This window comes from Streptococcus sp. 53 (assembly GCF_013276565.1).
Lineage (GTDB): Bacteria > Bacillota > Bacilli > Lactobacillales > Streptococcaceae > Streptococcus.
Genome location: NZ_VMLG01000023.1, coordinates 12,635 through 30,758 on the forward strand (window position 1 = coordinate 12,635; position 18,124 = coordinate 30,758).

An 18,124-nucleotide genomic window follows, 5' to 3' on the forward strand; every position below is an offset into this window, starting at 1 on the left:
TTTTATTCTAAACGACCATCTTGACGATAGGCGATATCTGGTTGCCAAGTCCATTTAGCACCAAATTTTTCAAGTAAGTCAAAGCTGGCTTGAGGTCCCATGCTTCCAGCTTTATAGTCATGAAGTGGGGCACCATTTTCAGCCCAGAGCTCTTCGATACGGTCAATCAATTTCCATGACGCACCAACTTCATCCCAGTGGCTAAAGTTAGTTGAGTTGTTATTTAGGACATCATAAATCAATTTCTCGTATGGTTCTGGAGAAGCACCAGTTGCTGTTGCATCTGTACGGTAATCAAGTGAGTTAGGAGCCAAGTTGAATTCTTCTCCTACTTGCTTCCCATTTAGGCTAAGAGAGAATCCTTCTGTTGGTTGGATATAGATGGTCAAAATGTTTGGAGCAAGTGGTTCTCCAAAGATAGAGTCCATTTGTTTAAAGACGATGTTGACATGAGTTCCTTTTTCGGTCAGACGTTTACCAGTACGGAAGAAGAAAGGAACTCCACGGAAGCGATCGCTGTCTACAAAGAAGGCACCAGATGCAAAGGTTTCAGTTGTAGATTCTGGATTCACATTTGGCTCGCTACGATAAGAGATGTATTTCATGCCATCAATCTTACCAGAGCGGTATTGACCCCGGATAAAGTGTTCTTTAAGCTCTTCATCAGTTGGATGATAGAGGTTTTTAAAGACCTTAATCTTCTCAGCACGAATCTCGTCCTTTGTGAAGCTGACTGGCTTGTCCATGGCAAGGAGGGAAAGCAATTGTAGAGTGTGGTTCTGTACCATGTCACGTAGGGCACCAGATTCATCATAGTAGCCACCACGTTCTTCTACACCCAAGCGCTCCGCAAAGGTAATTTGAACATTGTCGATAAAATCCTTGTTCCAAACGTTTTCAAAAATCAAGTTTGCAAAGCGAACTGCAAAAATGCTTTGAATCATTTCCTTACCAAGATAATGGTCAATACGGAAAATTTGTTCTTCGTCAAATGTTGCTAGGAGCTCGTCATTTAACTTGCTTGCAGTTGCGTAATCTGTACCAAATGGTTTTTCAACGATTAAACGTTCAAAACCTTTACCGTCAACAATGTTTTCAGACTTGAGGTGTTTGGCAATAGTTCCAAAGAACTGAGGTGCCATAGATAAGAAGAAGAGCTTGTTGTGTTCAGCTTGGTACTTGTCATTTAGTTCAGCCTGCAATTGACGCAAAGCAATGTAGTGCTCCGTATCATTGACATCATGACTTTGATAGTAGAAGTGGCTAGCGAATTCTTGAGCCTGTTCGGTACTATCTGCCAAATCAAGGATCGATTCGACGACAACAGATTCAAAATATTCCTTGCTCCAAGGACGACGGGCAGTTCCAATGACGGCAAAATGTTTGGAAAGATTGCCGGATTTATATAGTCTAAATAGGGAAGGGTAGAGCTTGCGTTTAGCCAGGTCTCCACTCGCACCGAAAATTGTAACAATAACCTTAGATGACATCTAGCTACCTAATTTCTATTTTTATTCCTAGTCTTGCTAGGTATGAGGAAACCTCATTTCATAAACTTAATTCTAACATAATTTTCCGAAAAATCAAAAATTCCAATACGAGGTAGAAAAAAACTGCAAGGAAATCCTTACAGTTTGCGTTTAAACGTTTAAGACCTTGTCCAAGAAATCTTTCAGACGTGGGTGTTGTGGGTTATCAAAGATTTGATCAGGTGTCCCATCTTCAAGGAATTCACCGTCCGCAGTAAAGATAACACGGTTGGCAACCTGACGAGCAAATCCCATCTCATGGGTTACGATAATCATGGTCATGCCTTGCTCCGCCAATTCCTTCATAACGTTCAGTACATCGCCGACCATCTCAGGGTCAAGGGCAGAAGTTGGTTCATCAAATAGCATGATGTCTGGATTCATTGCTAGTCCACGAGCGATGGCTACACGTTGTTTTTGACCACCTGACAGGCTATCTGGACAGGCCTTAGCCTTATCTGCTAGTCCAACCTTTTCAAGCAACTCCATTCCCAATTTTTCAGCTTCTTCCTTAGTCATCAACTTGTGCTCAATAGGAGCAAAGGTGATGTTGTCCAATACAGACATGTGTGGGAAGAGATTGAAGTGTTGGAACACCATTCCGATATTTTCACGGACGTGGTCAACGTTGGTTGTTTTTTCAGTTAAGTCATAACCGTTCACAGTGATGTGACCGCTAGTAACTTCTTCCAAAAGATTTAGGCTACGAAGGAAAGTTGACTTACCAGAACCTGAAGGACCAATGATACAAACAACATCTCCTTCATAGAACTTGGTCGTAATTCCTTTTAAAACTTCATTTTTTCCGTAGCTTTTGTGTAAATCATTTACATCAATTTTTAATTTTGCCATTAACGAATCCTCTTTTCTAAGCGTTTCGCTAGTTTAGTCAAAAGTGTGATAATTACAAGATAGAAGATAGCAAGGATTACATACATCTTGAAACTTTGGTAGTTACGGGCAATGATAATCTTACCAGTTTGGAAGAGTTCAACCAAACCGATAGCAGATACGATGGTTGTATCTTTAAGTGCGATAACGAATTGGTTAACAAAGTTTGGCAACATCAATTTAGTTGCTTGTGGCAAGATAATCTTACGCATAGTTTTTCCATAAGAGATACCCAAGCTTCGACTGGCTTCCATTTGGCCAACTGGAACGGCCTGAATACCACCACGAACGATTTCAGCGATATAAGCGGCTGCATTGAGAGAAAGGGCAATAGTACCAGCTACAAAGTCGTTAATTGGACTTTGTTGGCCTGTAATAGACTCGATGAAGTTTGGAATTCCCCAGAAGATGAAGGCTGCAAGAATCATCAATGGAATACCTCGAATAACGTCAACGAAAATCTCAGAAATCACACGAAGAGATTTGTAGGGGCTAACGCTAAACATACCGAAGATAATCCCGATAACAATAGCAATAGCAAATGAGATAAGAGCTAGAGCAAGAGTGATACCAAGACCGCTAAGGAGTTGTTTGTAGTTGTTTTGAAGCAAGCCCCAGATAGTTGTTTCGTCAACAGTACTTGTTGAAGCAGTTGAAGATTCGCTAGCTAGGTATTTGTCAAGAATCTTTTGGAATTCACCGTTTGCTTTAAGGTTTGCAAGTCCGTTATTGAACATTTCAATCAATTCTGGATTTGTGCCTTTTTTAACGGCAAAGGCTGTTTCACCGATTGGAGTTCCAGGGATTGGTGTTTTCAATTTTTGTCCTTGGCTGATAGAATATTTGAGAACAGGTTCATCATCCATAACGGCATCGATGGCACCAGTGTTTAAACTGTCATACATTGACGAACCATCAGCGAAGGTTTTGATTTTGTAGCCGTATTTGCTTTGATTTTCTGTTAGGAAGGTTTGAGAAGCGGTTCCGTTTTTAACACCAACTGTCTTCCCTTTCAAGTCTTCATAAGAAGCAATGGTACTTGCTTCTTTGACACCAAGGATAGTATTGGCAGTGTAGTAGGATTCTGAGAAGTCAAAAGTTGCCTTACGAGCATCTGTGACAGACATACCAGCAATGATACCATCAGCTTGTCCAGCTTGAACAGCACTGATAGCGGCATCAAAACCAGGGTTGGTGATTTCAATTTCAAAACCTTGATCTTTAGCGATTGCCTTAATCAATTCCATATCAATACCAGTAAATTGGTTGCTTGAATTTTGGAAAACAAAAGGTGCAAAAGAAGAATCGCTGGCAATGATATATTTAGCTTTAACAGGAATGGCTTTTAAGCCTGCTAGAGTAGTTGTAGTTGGCACTGCTGAAGATGATGAAGCAGTCCATTTCTTGATGATTTTATCAAGACTACCATCTTTTTTCATTTCAGCCAAGGCTTGGTTAAATTCAGTAACCAGGTGCTCGTATTTGCTTCCTTTTTTCACACCGAAAGCAAAACTTCCTACAGCTTCCCCATCCATTTCAATATGGAGGTCTTGACCTTGGTTAATGGCATACTCGATAACAGGTTTGTCATCCATCATGGCATCGATGGCACCAGCACTCAAGCTGTTGTTCATCAAATCACTAGTGTCAAATGTTTTAATAGTAAAGCCGTATTTATCTTTGATCGTTTCTAGGAAACGTTGAGCGGCTGTTCCGTTTTTAACACCAACGGTTTTGCCAGTTAATTGGTCATATTTACTAATCTTGTGTGATTTTGTAGTAGCAATGACAACTTTTGTATCATAGTAAGTATCAGACATGGTGAAGACTTTTTCACGTTCTTTCGTTTTTGTCATCCCTGCCATGATGGCATCAGCTTGCCCAGCTTGAACCGCATTGACCGCTGCATCAAATCCAGGATAGGACATCTGAATATTCCATCCTTTAATCTCTGCGACTTTGTTAATAATGTCAACATCAATTCCTTTATAAGTTTGATCTGAATCTTTAAACTCAAAAGGTGCATAGGCGGTATCAGAAACAATCTTAATCGTTTCAGCTTTGGCAATACCTAATGAGAAAATTGGGAATAAAATTAGCAAAAATGCTAGAAATTTTTTCTTCATTTTTAGTCTCCTTTTCCGAATATTTTCCCATTATATCAGAAAAAGTAAAAAAAGGCAAATTTTTATATTTTTGTGTCAGAAAATGTAACATTGATTATTTCTTTTCTTTCTTGAATTGCTATTAAAAAGTGCTATAATAATAGTATATATAGAAGAAAAGAGGACAGGGATATGAAGAACAAAAGAATATTTAAAGACTTCCAAACTTCAAAAATGAGTTTAAACATTTACACAAGCCCCTTGTTAGCCTTTGCTTTTGTCTTCATAGGAGAGTTTGTGGCTTATACTCTGTATGGTATTAGTTTGTTAGCTCTCATCGGACTTGCTAGAAATTTTGGAGAGGCTGGTCAAAATCTTGCAACCTACTTGCAGACCTTGCAGCAGAGCTTGATGGATAAAACAAGTGACTTTCATTTAATTTTAGAATTACTGGCCTTTGGTTTTATTCTCAACACTGTGTTCAGATGGACTAGAAAAGTTGAGAAAAGGCCTATTCAAACCTTGGGATTTTATAGAGAGAATTTCCTCAGCAATCTTCTTAAAGGATTTGGGCTAGGTTTGGCACTTTTTCTTCTGACCTTGTTAGGTTTAGTGACCTTGGGGCAATATCGTTTTGAATCTATTCACTTGAATCCTTATTCGCTTGCCTTTGTCGTCTTTACTATCCCATTTTGGATTTTACAGGGGACAGCAGAAGAAGTGGTGGCCCGTGCTTGGCTCCTTCCTCAATTGGCTTCAAGAACCAATCTAAAACTTGCTGTTCTTATATCTAGCCTGTTCTTTACCCTACTTCATATGGGCAATTCTGGTCTAACACCACTATCTCTAGTAAATCTCTTTTTATTCGGAGTTGCTATGTCACTTTACCTTCTCAAAACAGATACAGTTTGGGGTGTTGCAGGTATTCATGGAGCTTGGAATTTTGCTCAGGGTAATCTCTTTGGGATTTTAGTTAGTGGTCAACCGTCAGGAACGTCTCTGATGACCTTTTTACCACAAGGCGATCGGAGCTGGCTATCAGGTGGCTCTTTTGGCATAGAAGGTTCTATGATGACAAGTCTGGTCTTGCTACTGCTGATTGTCTATCTCGCTTATCAATTAAAGAAAGAAAATGAAAGGATGTGACTTGGGTCCGTCCTTTTCTTCGTGAAAATGCTATAAGTATGCTAAAATAGGAATAGCATATCGAGAGAGGATTCTTATGATCAATCGTATTACAGATAATCAATTTAAACTAGTATCAAAATATCAACCATCAGGAGATCAACCACAAGCTATCGAGCAGTTGGTTGATAATATCGAGGGTGGAGAAAAAGCTCAGATTCTGATGGGGGCGACCGGAACAGGGAAGACCTATACCATGAGTCAGGTCATTTCCAAAGTCAATAAACCAACTCTGGTTATTGCCCACAATAAAACTCTAGCAGGACAGCTCTATGGGGAGTTTAAGGAATTTTTCCCTGAAAATGCAGTTGAGTACTTTGTGTCTTACTATGATTATTACCAACCTGAGGCCTATGTCCCTTCTAGCGATACCTATATTGAAAAGGATAGCTCTGTCAATGATGAGATTGACAAACTTCGTCACTCAGCGACTTCGGCTCTTTTGGAGCGCAATGATGTTATTGTCGTGGCCTCAGTCTCTTGTATCTATGGTTTGGGTTCGCCCAAGGAATACGCTGATAGTGTCGTTAGTCTCCGTCCAGGTCTTGAAATTTCTCGTGATAAACTCTTAAATGACTTGGTTGATATCCAGTTTGAACGCAATGATATTGATTTCCAACGGGGAAGATTTCGCGTTCGTGGGGATGTAGTGGAGATTTTCCCAGCCTCCCGTGATGAGCATGCCTTTCGAGTAGAATTTTTTGGAGACGAAATTGACCGTATTCGTGAAGTTGAGGCCCTGACTGGTCAGGTATTGGGAGAAGTGGATCATTTGGCGATTTTCCCTGCGACTCACTTTGTGACCAATGACGACCATATGGAAGTTGCCGTTGCCAAGATTCAAGCAGAATTAGAAGAGCAGTTAGCTGTCTTTGAGAAGGAAGGTAAATTGCTTGAAGCCCAGCGCTTGAAACAACGGACAGAGTACGATATCGAAATGCTGCGCGAGATGGGCTATACAAATGGGGTTGAAAACTATTCACGTCACATGGATGGTCGTAGCGAAGGTGAGCCTCCTTATACGCTTCTCGACTTCTTCCCAGATGATTTTTTGATTATGATTGACGAGAGTCATATGACTATGGGACAAATAAAAGGCATGTACAATGGAGACCGTTCGCGTAAGGAAATGCTAGTAAATTATGGTTTCCGTTTACCGTCTGCCTTGGACAATCGTCCTCTCCGTCGTGAGGAGTTTGAAAGCCATGTGCATCAGATTGTTTACGTATCAGCGACACCTGGTGACTATGAAAATGAACAGACTGAGACGGTGATTGAGCAAATCATTCGACCGACAGGGCTTTTGGATCCTGAGGTGGAAGTCCGTCCGACTATGGGACAGATTGATGACCTTTTAGGTGAAATCAATGCCCGTGTTGAAAAGAACGAACGAACCTTTATCACAACCTTGACTAAGAAAATGGCAGAGGATTTAACCGACTACTTTAAAGAAATGGGCATTAAGGTCAAGTACATGCACTCGGATATCAAGACTTTAGAGCGGACAGAGATTATCCGTGACCTGCGCTTGGGTGTCTTTGATGTCTTGGTCGGAATCAACTTGCTCCGTGAAGGGATTGATGTTCCTGAAGTGAGCCTCGTAGCTATTCTCGATGCTGACAAGGAAGGTTTCCTCCGTAACGAACGTGGACTCATCCAGACCATTGGACGTGCCGCCCGTAACAGTGAAGGTCATGTCATCATGTATGCGGACACCGTTACCCAGTCTATGCAACGTGCTATCGATGAAACTGCCCGTCGTCGCAAAATCCAGATGGCTTATAATGAAGAACACGGTATTGTGCCTCAGACAATCAAGAAAGAAATCCGTGACCTGATTGCCGTGACCAAGGTAGTTGCTAAGGAAGAGGACAAGGAAATCGATATCAATAGCCTAAACAAACAAGAGCGCAAAGAACTCGTTAAGAAACTCGAAAAACAAATGCAAGAAGCCGTCGAAGTGCTTGACTTTGAACTAGCAGCTCAGATTCGTGATATGATGCTGGAAGTCAAGGCGTTGGATTAAGGAGAAGAAAATAAATGACGGTTATTATCAAATCAATGGAAACTCCTGAAGAAATAGAAGGTAAATCCTTCGTTCACTGGCAAACGTGGAGAGAGGCTTATGATGACCTTTTACCTGCAGAATTTCAGGAGACGATGACATTAGAAAGATGTCGATTCTTTAGTCAAAAATATCCAGAAAATACATTGATTGCGATGGATGGCCTGAAGGTAGTTGGTTTTATAAGTTATGGCAACTTTCGTGATGAGACTATTCAAGCTGGTGAAATTATTGCTTTATATGTTTTAAAAGACTATTATGGAAAAGGAATCGCACAAAAGTTAGTGAAAGCAGCTTTGGTTGCTCTTGATCATTTTTCTGAAATTTTCTTATGGGTATTGAAAGATAACAAGCGCGCCATTGCTTTCTATCAAAAAATGGGTTTTACTTTTGATGGACAAGAAAAGATGCTTGAACTCGGAAAGCCTATAAAGGAAAAACGGATGGTATTCAATTCTAAATAATTTTAAAAAGTAAAAGATAATATCTCTGGTAGTAAGTCTGAAAATTTAATAAATTAGAAAGCGAGTAAATTTATGTCCCGTTCCCAATTAACGATTTTAACAAATATTTGTCTGATTGAAGACCTCGAAACTCAGCGCGTGGTGATGCAGTGTCGCTCTCCTGAAACCAATCGCTGGTCTGGTTATGCCTTTCCAGGAGGTCATGTAGAAAATGGTGAGGCTTTTGCGGAGTCTGTCATTCGTGAAATCTATGAAGAAACAGGGTTGACTATCCAAAATCCTCAACTGGTTGGCATTAAAAATTGGCCACTAGATACAGGTGGGCGCTATATTGTCATTTGTTATAAGGCGACTGAGTTCTCTGGTAGCCTGCGCTCTTCAGATGAAGGAGAAGTTTCTTGGGTTCAAAAAGACCAGATTCCAAACTTGGATCTGGCCTATGATATGTTACCCTTGATGGAGATGATGGAAGATCCTGACAAATCAGAATTTTTCTACCCTCGCCGTACAGAAGACGATTGGGAAAAGAAAATTTTCTAATCCTTTACTAAATAACCAAGCTGATCCAAGGCCTCCTCGATATAGTGGAGGTCTTGTTGTCTTTCCTGTATAATAGTAATAATAGATTTGGAAAAAATATATGTACTCTGAAATAAATTTAAAATATTTTTAGAAAAGTATTGACAAATCGAAAGAAAACGTTTACTATAGAATAAGGGAACGGTTCCACAACGTAAGAAGGAGGAGTGATGACTACAATAAAACAGGTTGCTGAAGAAGCTGGAGTATCAAAATCAACGGTTTCAAGATATATATCAAAAAAAGGTTATGTTGGAGATGATGCGAGAGAGAAAATAAAAAATGCGATTAAAAAATTAAATTACACACCAAATGTATTAGCACAATCTTTGAAAACCAAAAAAAACCAAATGGTAGGACTCTTACTGCCAGATATTTCAAATCCCTTCTTCCCAAGATTGGTTCGAGGAGCTGAATCATATTTGAAAGATAAAGGTTATAGAATTATGGTTGGTACGATTTCAGACCAAGAATCTTTGAGTGAATATGTTAATTTACTGTTGAAAACAAATGCTGCTGGAATTATTACTACACATGACTTCACAAAAGAATATCCAGATTTATCATTACCTGTTGTTGTGGTTGACCGAATTAGTAAAGATACAGGTTACGGTGTTTTTTCTGATAATCAGTCAGGTGGTCGTTTGGCTGCTGAAGCAATCTGTAATGCAGGTGCTAAACAAGTTCTGATTATTAAAGTTTTAGATGATAAAGCCGAGAATATCGCGGAACGGTTTGAGGCAAGTTTAAACTATTTGAGGAATAAATCTTTAGAAATTTGTATTGAAGAAAGTAAAACGTTTGACTTTGAAAAAATTCAAAAAGAAGCTAAAGAGAATCTAAAAAGAAATCCAAATATCGATAGTATTATAGCACCTTCTGATATTCATGCGATAGCTTATATTCATGAAATTTTAGCAATTGGTAAAAAAATTCCAGATGATATTCAAATCATTGGTTATGACGATATTGTACTTAGTCAATTTATTTACCCTTCTTTATCAACTATTCACCAATCATCATATAAAATGGGAGAACAGGCTGCAAAACTAATCTATAATATGGCAAATAAGTTCTCTATAGATGAAGCTAAAATTAAACTACCTGTTAGATACGTAGAAAGAAATACATTAAGGAGAAAGTAATGAGTAAAATTGTTGTTGTTGGAAGTATTTCAATGGACTTAGTTATGAGAACAAAAAGGATTCCAGAAGGAGGTGAAACGATTTTTGGGGATTCATTTAATATAGTTCCAGGTGGAAAAGGTGCAAATCAAGCGGTAGCTATTGGTAGATTATCAAGTGTAGAAGATAATATTTACATATTTGGAAACGTCGGAGAAGATATTTTTTCAGCAGATTTACTAAGTAATCTGCAAAATAATAATATTTCTACAGAACATGTGGGAACGGTACCACAATCTACAGGAGTTGCACAAATTACTTTATATGGAGGTGATAATAGGATTATTTATTATCCCGGAGCGAATAATTTAGTTAAAACAAATGATTGGAAAAATGAGTGGGAATTGATTAGTGATGCAAGTATTGTTGTATTACAGAATGAAATACCACATGAAGCCAACCTATCTATAGCTAAATTTTGTCAAGAAAATCAAGTTAAGGTGCTTTACAATCCTGCACCAGCTAGAGAAACAGACATAGAGATGATTCCTTTTTGTGATTTTATTACTCCTAATGAGCATGAATGTTCAGAGCTTTTTCCAGATAAGAAATTAGAAGAAATTATTAAAATTTATCCTAATAAAATGATTGTGACATTAGGAGTTGAAGGTTCTATTTATTATGATGGGACAGCAGTTCAGAAGATTCCTGCTATAAAAGCAGAAGTAGTTGATACTACAGGAGCAGGAGATACGTTTAATGGTGCTTTTGCTTATGCTATCTCAAAAGGAAAAGAGATGAATGTTGCATTGTCCTTTGCAACGATTGCTTCACATCTTTCTGTTCAAAGATTTGGAGCGCAAGGAGGCATGCCGAGTTTGAAAGAAATAAAGGAGCATTCAGGATATGAAGAAATATGGGATTTTAAATAGTAATATAGCAAAACTAGCTGATGATTTAGGTCATATGGATTTGGTTTGTATCGGAGATTTAGGATTGCCAGTTCCAAAAGGTGTTGACAAAATTGATTTAGCATTAAGAAAAGGTAGTCCAAGTTTTTTAGAAGTTTTAAAAGAATATTCAGATCATGTACTTATTGAAAAAATTTTCTTAGCAGAAGAAATTAAGGAAAAAAACAAAGAACAGTGGCAAGCAGTTCTAGATCTTTTAGGATCGAATATAATTATTGAATATATTAGTCATGAAGAATTGAAAGCTATGAATACTAAAGTTAAGGCAGTTATTCGCACTGGGGAAGATACACCATATTCGAATATAATCTTGCAATCAGGAGTTATTATTTAGAAGGGGGTTACCTATGAAAATTGAAATGAAGAACATTTCAAAATCTTTTGGGAATAATCGTGTTTTAGAAAGTATTGATTTGGTTCTTAATTCAGGAGAAGTTCATGCTTTAATGGGAGAGAATGGTGCAGGCAAATCAACCTTAATGAATATTTTAACTGGACTTTTTCCAGCTACTTCAGGAACTATTTTTATTGATGGAAAAGAAAAAACATTTTCTAATCCTCAAGAGGCAGAACGGTTTGGACTGAGTTTTATTCATCAAGAAATGAATACTTGGCCAGATATGACTGTACTTGATAATCTTTTTTTAGGAAGAGAAATTAAAAATTCGATTGGATTTCTAGATAAGGCTAGTATGGAAAGGAAAGCTAAAGAAGCATTTAAACGTCTTAATATATCTATTCCTCTCGATGCAATCATTGGTCAATTATCAGTCGGACAACAACAAATGATAGAAATAGCAAAATGTTTATTATCAGAAGTTTCCTTGTTGATTATGGATGAACCCACAGCAGCTTTAACTGATCGTGAAACTGAAACACTTTTTAAAGTGATAGAAGGATTAAAATCTGATGGTGTAGGTATTGTGTATATTTCACATCGGATGGAAGAAATCTTTAAGATTACAGATCTTATAACTGTTATGAGGGATGGGTTTGTAATTGATACCAAGAAAACGAAGTTAACCAATGCGGATGAATTAGTTCAGAAGATGGTAGGTCGTGAATTAGAAGATTATTATCCAGAAAAAAAGGCTGAGATTGGGAATATTGTTTTTCAAGCTAAGAATCTTTCTGGTGATGCTTTTACGGATATTTCTTTCTATGTACGTCAAGGGGAAATTCTTGGTTTTTCTGGTTTGATGGGTGCTGGTCGTACTGAAATAATGCGAGCAATTTTTGGAATTGATTCTTTAAAATCTGGTCAAATTATAATAAACGAAGAACAACTGATAATTAAAAATCCTTTTGAAGCAATTAAGCATGGAATTGGTTTCTTAACAGAAGATCGTAAAGATGAGGGATTGATTTTAGATTTTTCTATTAAAGATAATATGACTTTACCTAGTACTCGAGATTTTGTTAAAAATGGTATTTTTGATAATAAAACAAGTGATATATTTGTACAACGTTTAATTGATAGGCTACGAATTAAATCAGGTTATCCAGATAAGGAAGTTGGAACACTTTCTGGTGGTAATCAACAGAAAGTAGTTTTAGCAAAATGGATAGGTATTGCACCAAAAGTACTGATTTTAGATGAGCCAACTCGTGGGGTAGATGTTGGTGCTAAGCGTGAAATTTACCAATTAATGAATGAATTGGCTGAACGAGGTGTACCGATTATTATGGTCTCTTCAGATTTACCAGAAGTGATTGGAGTCAGTGATCGCATTATGGTCATGCATGAAGGTAGAATTAGTGGGGAATTAACACGTCGAGAAGCTACACAAGAAAAAGTTATGCAACTAGCTACAGGAGGACAATAGTGTGAAAAATACTATGAAGTATATGTCAGAATTGACAACAGTAATAGCATTGATAATTTTAATGGCTGTCATCACTATTATCAATTCAAATTTTTTAACAGCAAATAATCTGTTAAATTTACTATTGCAAGTAACATCAAATGCACTGATCGCTTTTGGAATGACTTTTGTTATTCTAACAGGTGGAATTGATTTATCAGTTGGATCAATTTTAGCCTTATCCAGTGCGCTCACAGCTGGCCTATTAGGATCTGGAATGCCTGTTACGTTAGCAATTCTCATCTCTTTAATTTTGGGTTGCATTCTGGGGATGATGAATGGTTTATTGATTTCCTACGGGAAATTAGCTCCATTTATCGTTACTTTAGCAACTATGACTATTTTTAGAGGCGCAACACTTGTTTATACAAATGGGAATCCTATTACAAAAGGATTAAGTGATACATTCTTATTTCAATTTTTGGGGCAAGGTTACATAGTCGGAATTCCATTTCCTGTAATTATTATGTTTATTGTATTTATTGTTTTATATGTTTTACTTCATAAAACAGCATTTGGTAAATCTGTGTATGCTATAGGGGGGAATGAAAAAGCAGCATATATATCAGGTGTGAAACTAAATAAAGTGAAAATTATCATTTATTCAATTTCAGGTATTATGGCTTCAATTTCTGGATTGATTATAACATCACGCTTAAGTTCTGCTCAACCAACAGCAGGTGCTAGTTATGAAATGGATGCTATTGCAGCTGTTGTTCTTGGGGGAACCTCATTATCAGGAGGTAAAGGTCGTATACTGGGGACTCTAATAGGTGCTTTAATTATTGGAGTTTTGAATAATGGACTTAATATTATTGGTGTTTCAGCATTTTGGCAGCAAGTAGTAAAAGGAGTTGTAATTTTAATTGCTGTTCTGATTGATCGTTTTAAAGTTGTAAAACAGTAGAATCATTTTCAATTTTTTTGGAAATAGTAACAATTTATTAGATGACGAACAATAGTCGGGATGGAAACTATCCCTATAGATATATATTACGAGGAGTAATAACATGAAAATTATTAAAAAAATTAGCATTTTTGCTTTGTTTGTAACATTTATTTTTGCTTTAGTAGCTTGTGGAAAAACTGGTTTAGGAAATTCATCAAATGATAATAAATCTACGACTCAAAAGTCGGCAAAAGAATTAAAATTAGGAGTTTCTATTTCGACTACTAACAATCCCTATTTTGTGGCTATGAAAGATGGTCTTGAAAAAGCCGCAGGAGAAAAAGAAGTAACTTTGAAGATAGCAGATGCACAAGATGATGCTGCTAGACAAGCAGATGATATTCAAAATTTTATTAGTCAAAATGTAGATGCTTTACTAATTAATCCAGTTGATTCTGATGCAATTGTTACATCTATTAAAGCTGCTAATAATGCAAACATTCCGGTAATCTTAATTGACCGCGGTAGTAATGGTGGTGAAGTCTTGACAACTGTTGCTTCTGATAACGTAGAAGCAGGTAAAATGGCTGCAGAATTTATTACCAAGCAATTGGGAGAAAAAGCAAAAACTTTTGAATTATCAGGAGTCCCTGGCGCTTCTGCAACAGTAGATAGAGGTAAAGGATTTGAACAAATTTCAAAGACAAATTTAGATGTTCTTTCTAGTCAATCCGCTAATTTTGATCGCGCAAAAGCTTTGAATACAGCGCAAAATATGATTCAAGGAAACAAAGAAGTACAAGCAATCTTTGCACAGAATGATGAGATGGCGTTAGGAGCTGCACAAGCAGTAAAAGCAGCTGGTCTTAGCAATGTATTAATTGTTGGTATTGATGGTCAACCAGATGCACATGATGCGATTGCAAAAGGTGATATTACTGCCACTATTGCTCAGCAACCAGCTAAGATGGGTGAAATTGCTATTCAATCAGCAATAGATCATTATCAAGGGAAAAAACTGGAAAAAGAAACAGTTTCTCCAATTTATCTTGTGACTAAGGATAATGTTGATCAACATAACTGGTGATATATTTTTAGTAAGTAAGTAGTTGTTAATTTTCATTCAATGTAGTTTTTAAATATCATTGTTACTATTTGAGCTATTGGATGCAAAAAGACCAGATTCCAAACTTGGATCTGGCCTATGATATGTTACCCTTGATGGAAATGATGGAAGCTCCTGACAAATCAGAGTTTTTCTACCGCCATCGTACAGAAAATGGCTGGGACAAGAAAATCTTCTAGTCTTTTACTAAATATCCTAGCTTGTCCAAGGCCTCCTCAATATAGTGGAGGTCTTGTTGTGTTTCGGCTTCGACTAGATGGTAATGGATGCCATCTGTTAATTCAGACAGAGGTCTAAAGTCAGAATGCTCGACTTGTTCTAGAAAATGTTGCACATCTCTGCGACAAGAAAGTTTGAGTAGAGTTTCAATTTCTCCGTAAACAGGATGATCAATCAAGGTATTTTGAACACGCCCTCCATTATCTACGATAGCAAGAAGTTCCTGACCGATTTCTTCAACTTCATGTTTCACCTTGAAAAGTTTATGAACATAAGGATTGGTATCAACTTGCTTATAGATGTAGCCACGATTAGTTGATAGGATAGGAGCGCCATCGGCTCTCAAAATTGCAATGTCTTGTACAATGATCTGACGTGTGACATGAAAATGTTCAGCCAAACTTTGGCCATTGAGGGCTTTAGGAGCTTCTTTCAAGAGTTGGAGCAGGGCTTGTTTGCGATCTTTTGTCATAGTTCTTCCTTTTAACGGCGTTTTCGAAGCACTTTATAGACAGCTAGTGCTAATGTATAGTCTACCATACTATGGATAATTGTACCAAATCCAACTAGTACAAATAGAACATAAAACATATTTTCTACATTGGTACCAGAAGTTGCGTAAAAAAGGACACAGGCCAATACTTCAGCAAGGGCATGGACAAGCGCTAAAACAAAGTTGAAAATCCAGGAAGCTTTTGGTTTATCTAGGGTATCGGGGAATTTTTGTAGGTAAAGAGCCCCCAAAGTCCCAAAAAAGATATGGGAAAAAGCTCGAAATACGATAACCATGGGATAGCCAGCCATCAAAAATCCAAAACTAGAGGCTAGGATGACAAAAACAGCCATTAAGGGCGACAAGAACATAGCGATAAAAATAGCGATGTGGCTTCCCAAAGTGTAAGAAGCAGGTGGAATGACGATCTTGAAAGGCATAACAATTGGAATCAAAATTGCGATAGCCGTTAAGAGGGCAGTCATGGTCATAAATTGTGTTTTTTTCCGTGTATTCATAAGAATCTCCTTTTTAGCTGTATATACACTAGTATAGTACAATAAACCAGACAATAAAGCAAGAATTTACTTGGGTTTATAGATCATTTTTTAGTTAAAAGTTAGTAAAGATTTCACTAAAAAGAAACTGTATAGAGCAAAATATCCACCTTCAAGTTTGAAAGTGGAGATTGTTTTTATTTCTTCAAAGTTTGTAATCTTGGAACAATGGCTAGGGTTAGAACTGCGGAAATGACTAATTCGGCAATCGAATTTGTTGAGATAACAGTTGCTAGGAGTTTTTGGATATTACCATCAAAAACATTTCCAAAAAGGTAGAAAATTCCACCAAGTACAAAGACTGTGTTGGTAAGTGAGCCAAGGGCACCAGCTAAAATCAGACCAGTCTTGTTTTTCATTAGTTTATAGACTAGATACGGAGTTAAACCAATCAAAATACGTGGGACGATGGCAATGATAGCTGAGTAGATGTTTCCGTTTGGTACAAATGGTGAGAAGAGATAGCTTGTAGGTAGAATCGTAATCGTATTAACTGTCAAGCTAAGAAGTCCCATCAAAAATCCAAGTGTAACCCCAACTCGTGGACCGTAGATAATGCTGGCAATAATGACAGGAATATGAACAATGGTCGGTTTGATTGGAAATGGAAAAAGGTTAAAGGCAAGCGAGCTCATAAAGTGTACAACGAGCATGGTTGCAAAAAAGATAGCAATAGGTGCAATATTAGAGCGTTTTTTCATCGAGAGTTTCCTTTATTCTTTCTAAAATAATTGTGAGGTCAGCTAAAGCTCCTCGTCCATGGTCTCCACAAGCTAGTAGGGATTCCTTCGGAGCAATCAGCTGATAGCCGTAGGTTTCTAATGTTTTCAGATTAGTCTGAGTTGCCGGATGGTCATACATTTTTGTATTCATAGCAGGAGCTATTAGTTTAGGAATATTTTTGGGCAAGGCTAGAGCTATGCTGGTTACCATGTTGTCAGCATAGCCGTGGGCTAGCTTTGCAATGGTGTTAGCTGTTGCAGGGGCTACGATAAATAAATCTGCCTTTTTTCCAAGTTCGATATGATTAATCTGATTAGGATAGGGTTCCTTCATGACATCCAGGTGGACAGGATTCTGTGATAAGACCTGTAGTGTCAAAGGTTGGATAAACTCTGTAGCGGCCTGAGTCATTAAAACCGTGACTTGATGACCTTGTTTTTTTAGAGAACTGACTAAATCTGCCGACTTGTAAGAGGCGATTGACCCCGTTACAGCCAAGAGAATATGTGCCATATCTTTCCTTTCTAAGAATGGTAGGCTTGAATTTTTTCAAGGAGGAGTTCTGCAATTTCTTCTTTAGTCTGGACTGTTTGAAGATGATCTTTCTCAACAAAGATAGCACGATGCTTGTCTGTTGAAATTTGAGTCTGGTCATTTGCAATGATTAAGTCTGCTTGATTATTGATAAGACTTTTTCTAGCAATGTCAACCAGATGGTCTTCGTTAACATCAACCAGCAGTTTGAAACCAATCAGATGAATAGCAGGATTCCATTCCTTGACTAGAGAGATGATTTTGGGTGTTTTTTTCAGGAACAAAACCTGAACCTCGTCAATTGAAGAAATCTTAGCCTGATGATTTTGCTTGCTTAAAAATTCTTCCAGATTGGAGCTAGCCTGAACTTCCTCAAACCCTGTCATATAGACAGGAGTGTAGTCAGAAACAGCCATTGAGTGGATCAAGACTTGATAGTCCTTGACACGTTCTTGCATTTCAAGGAGAAGGTCGTTTGTATTGTTAATTTCTTGAATGCTTAGGTTGGGATGGGCTTCTGGCTTTAGAGCTCGTTTTGTTGTTATCAAACAAACTTTATGCCCTGCAGCAAGCAAGGTTTCTGTGATGATTTTTCCCAAGTGACCTGTAGAATGGTTAGTGATAGAGCGGACACTATCAATAGCTTCACTGGTACCGCCCGATGTAACTAAAATTTTCATAGCACTATTGTACACAAAAATAAACGGTAAGTAAAATGAAAGTGATGAAATTTTGGTAAAAGGAAAGAATATAGTTTCAAACTATAAAGGCATATAAAATTTAAGAAAGGGCTCTAAAAACTTTA

At 37.6% G+C, this 18,124-nt stretch carries 18 protein-coding genes and 2 pseudogenes; 11 read left to right on the forward strand and 9 right to left on the reverse strand.

Going from position 1 to position 18,124, the window contains the following annotated elements:
• Positions 1 to 2: 2 nt before the first annotated feature.
• From zwf to HT722_RS07445, 3 genes are all read right to left on the reverse strand, one after another.
• Complete coding sequence (zwf, locus tag HT722_RS07435; protein ID WP_138703895.1) at positions 3 to 1,490, reverse strand: glucose-6-phosphate dehydrogenase; 1,488 nt, start codon at positions 1,488 to 1,490, stop codon at positions 3 to 5.
• 150 nt (positions 1,491 to 1,640) lie between these two features.
• Positions 1,641 to 2,381: an amino acid ABC transporter ATP-binding protein gene (locus tag HT722_RS07440; RefSeq protein WP_001096329.1), complete on the reverse strand. Its 741-nt coding sequence runs from the start codon at positions 2,379 to 2,381 to the stop codon at positions 1,641 to 1,643.
• A complete protein-coding gene (locus HT722_RS07445; RefSeq protein ID WP_173278407.1) occupies positions 2,381 to 4,546 on the reverse strand; it encodes an ABC transporter substrate-binding protein/permease in 2,166 nt (721 codons plus the stop codon). The genes HT722_RS07440 and HT722_RS07445 overlap by 1 nt, the downstream gene beginning before the upstream one ends.
• A 171-nt stretch (positions 4,547 to 4,717) precedes the next feature.
• Between HT722_RS07445 and HT722_RS07450 the strand changes: the two genes are divergently transcribed.
• From HT722_RS07450 to HT722_RS07465, 4 genes are all read left to right on the forward strand, one after another.
• Positions 4,718 to 5,671 (forward strand): CPBP family intramembrane glutamic endopeptidase, encoded by a 954-nt coding sequence (locus tag HT722_RS07450; RefSeq protein ID WP_173278409.1) that lies wholly within the window; start codon positions 4,718 to 4,720, stop codon positions 5,669 to 5,671.
• Between the two features lie 76 nt (positions 5,672 to 5,747).
• Positions 5,748 to 7,736, forward strand: a complete 1,989-nt coding sequence (gene uvrB / locus HT722_RS07455; RefSeq protein WP_173278411.1) for an excinuclease ABC subunit UvrB — start codon at positions 5,748 to 5,750, stop codon at positions 7,734 to 7,736.
• 14 nt (positions 7,737 to 7,750) lie between these two features.
• Positions 7,751 to 8,239, forward strand: coding sequence for a GNAT family N-acetyltransferase (locus tag HT722_RS07460; RefSeq protein WP_173278414.1), 489 nt, complete (start codon positions 7,751 to 7,753; stop codon positions 8,237 to 8,239).
• Between the two features lie 72 nt (positions 8,240 to 8,311).
• On the forward strand, positions 8,312 to 8,779 hold the full coding sequence (locus HT722_RS07465) for an 8-oxo-dGTP diphosphatase (protein WP_173278416.1): 468 nt from the start codon (positions 8,312 to 8,314) through the stop codon (positions 8,777 to 8,779).
• Here the strand turns inward: HT722_RS07465 and HT722_RS07470 are convergent.
• Positions 8,776 to 8,844, reverse strand: a pseudogene (locus HT722_RS07470) (DNA-binding transcriptional regulator); the annotation flags it as partial. The gene HT722_RS07465 and the pseudogene HT722_RS07470 overlap by 4 nt on opposite strands.
• A gap of 144 nt (positions 8,845 to 8,988) precedes the next feature.
• Here HT722_RS07470 and HT722_RS07475 point away from each other — a divergent pair.
• The 7 genes and pseudogenes from HT722_RS07475 to HT722_RS07505 all read left to right on the forward strand — a co-directional run.
• A complete protein-coding gene (locus HT722_RS07475) occupies positions 8,989 to 9,963 on the forward strand; it encodes a LacI family DNA-binding transcriptional regulator (RefSeq protein ID WP_173278418.1) in 975 nt (324 codons plus the stop codon).
• On the forward strand, positions 9,963 to 10,874 hold the full coding sequence (rbsK, locus tag HT722_RS07480; protein WP_173278420.1) for a ribokinase: 912 nt from the start codon (positions 9,963 to 9,965) through the stop codon (positions 10,872 to 10,874). The genes HT722_RS07475 and rbsK overlap by 1 nt, the downstream gene beginning before the upstream one ends.
• Positions 10,849 to 11,247, forward strand: a complete 399-nt coding sequence (gene rbsD / locus HT722_RS07485) for a D-ribose pyranase (RefSeq protein ID WP_000759835.1) — start codon at positions 10,849 to 10,851, stop codon at positions 11,245 to 11,247. The genes rbsK and rbsD overlap by 26 nt, the downstream gene beginning before the upstream one ends.
• Before the next feature lie 13 nt (positions 11,248 to 11,260).
• The gene (locus HT722_RS07490; RefSeq protein WP_000687782.1) at positions 11,261 to 12,739 is read left to right on the forward strand and encodes a sugar ABC transporter ATP-binding protein; all 1,479 of its coding nucleotides are present in this window, start codon (positions 11,261 to 11,263) and stop codon (positions 12,737 to 12,739) included.
• Position 12,740: 1 nt separating this feature from the next.
• A complete protein-coding gene (gene rbsC, locus HT722_RS07495; protein ID WP_004248623.1) occupies positions 12,741 to 13,685 on the forward strand; it encodes a ribose ABC transporter permease in 945 nt (314 codons plus the stop codon).
• Positions 13,686 to 13,788: 103 nt separating this feature from the next.
• The gene (locus HT722_RS07500) at positions 13,789 to 14,754 is read left to right on the forward strand and encodes a substrate-binding domain-containing protein (RefSeq protein ID WP_000691495.1); all 966 of its coding nucleotides are present in this window, start codon (positions 13,789 to 13,791) and stop codon (positions 14,752 to 14,754) included.
• Positions 14,755 to 14,831: 77 nt separating this feature from the next.
• Positions 14,832 to 14,972: pseudogene (locus HT722_RS07505) on the forward strand (NUDIX hydrolase); the annotation flags it as partial.
• Here the strand turns inward: HT722_RS07505 and HT722_RS07510 are convergent.
• From HT722_RS07510 to coaB, 5 genes are all read right to left on the reverse strand, one after another.
• The gene (locus tag HT722_RS07510; RefSeq protein ID WP_173278424.1) at positions 14,969 to 15,484 is read right to left on the reverse strand and encodes a transcription repressor NadR; all 516 of its coding nucleotides are present in this window, start codon (positions 15,482 to 15,484) and stop codon (positions 14,969 to 14,971) included. The pseudogene HT722_RS07505 and the gene HT722_RS07510 sit on opposite strands and share 4 nt — an antisense overlap.
• A gap of 11 nt (positions 15,485 to 15,495) precedes the next feature.
• On the reverse strand, positions 15,496 to 16,023 hold the full coding sequence (locus tag HT722_RS07515; protein ID WP_173278426.1) for an ECF transporter S component: 528 nt from the start codon (positions 16,021 to 16,023) through the stop codon (positions 15,496 to 15,498).
• A gap of 176 nt (positions 16,024 to 16,199) precedes the next feature.
• The gene (locus HT722_RS07520; RefSeq protein ID WP_049532675.1) at positions 16,200 to 16,763 is read right to left on the reverse strand and encodes an ECF transporter S component; all 564 of its coding nucleotides are present in this window, start codon (positions 16,761 to 16,763) and stop codon (positions 16,200 to 16,202) included.
• Positions 16,747 to 17,298 carry a phosphopantothenoylcysteine decarboxylase gene (gene coaC / locus HT722_RS07525; RefSeq protein ID WP_173225861.1) on the reverse strand — a complete coding sequence of 184 codons (552 nt, stop codon included), beginning with the start codon at positions 17,296 to 17,298 and terminating at the stop codon, positions 16,747 to 16,749. Before coaC ends, HT722_RS07520 begins: the two co-directional genes overlap by 17 nt.
• Positions 17,299 to 17,309: 11 nt before the next feature.
• On the reverse strand, positions 17,310 to 17,999 hold the full coding sequence (coaB, locus tag HT722_RS07530; protein WP_173225863.1) for a phosphopantothenate--cysteine ligase: 690 nt from the start codon (positions 17,997 to 17,999) through the stop codon (positions 17,310 to 17,312).
• Positions 18,000 to 18,124: the final 125 nt, after the last annotated feature.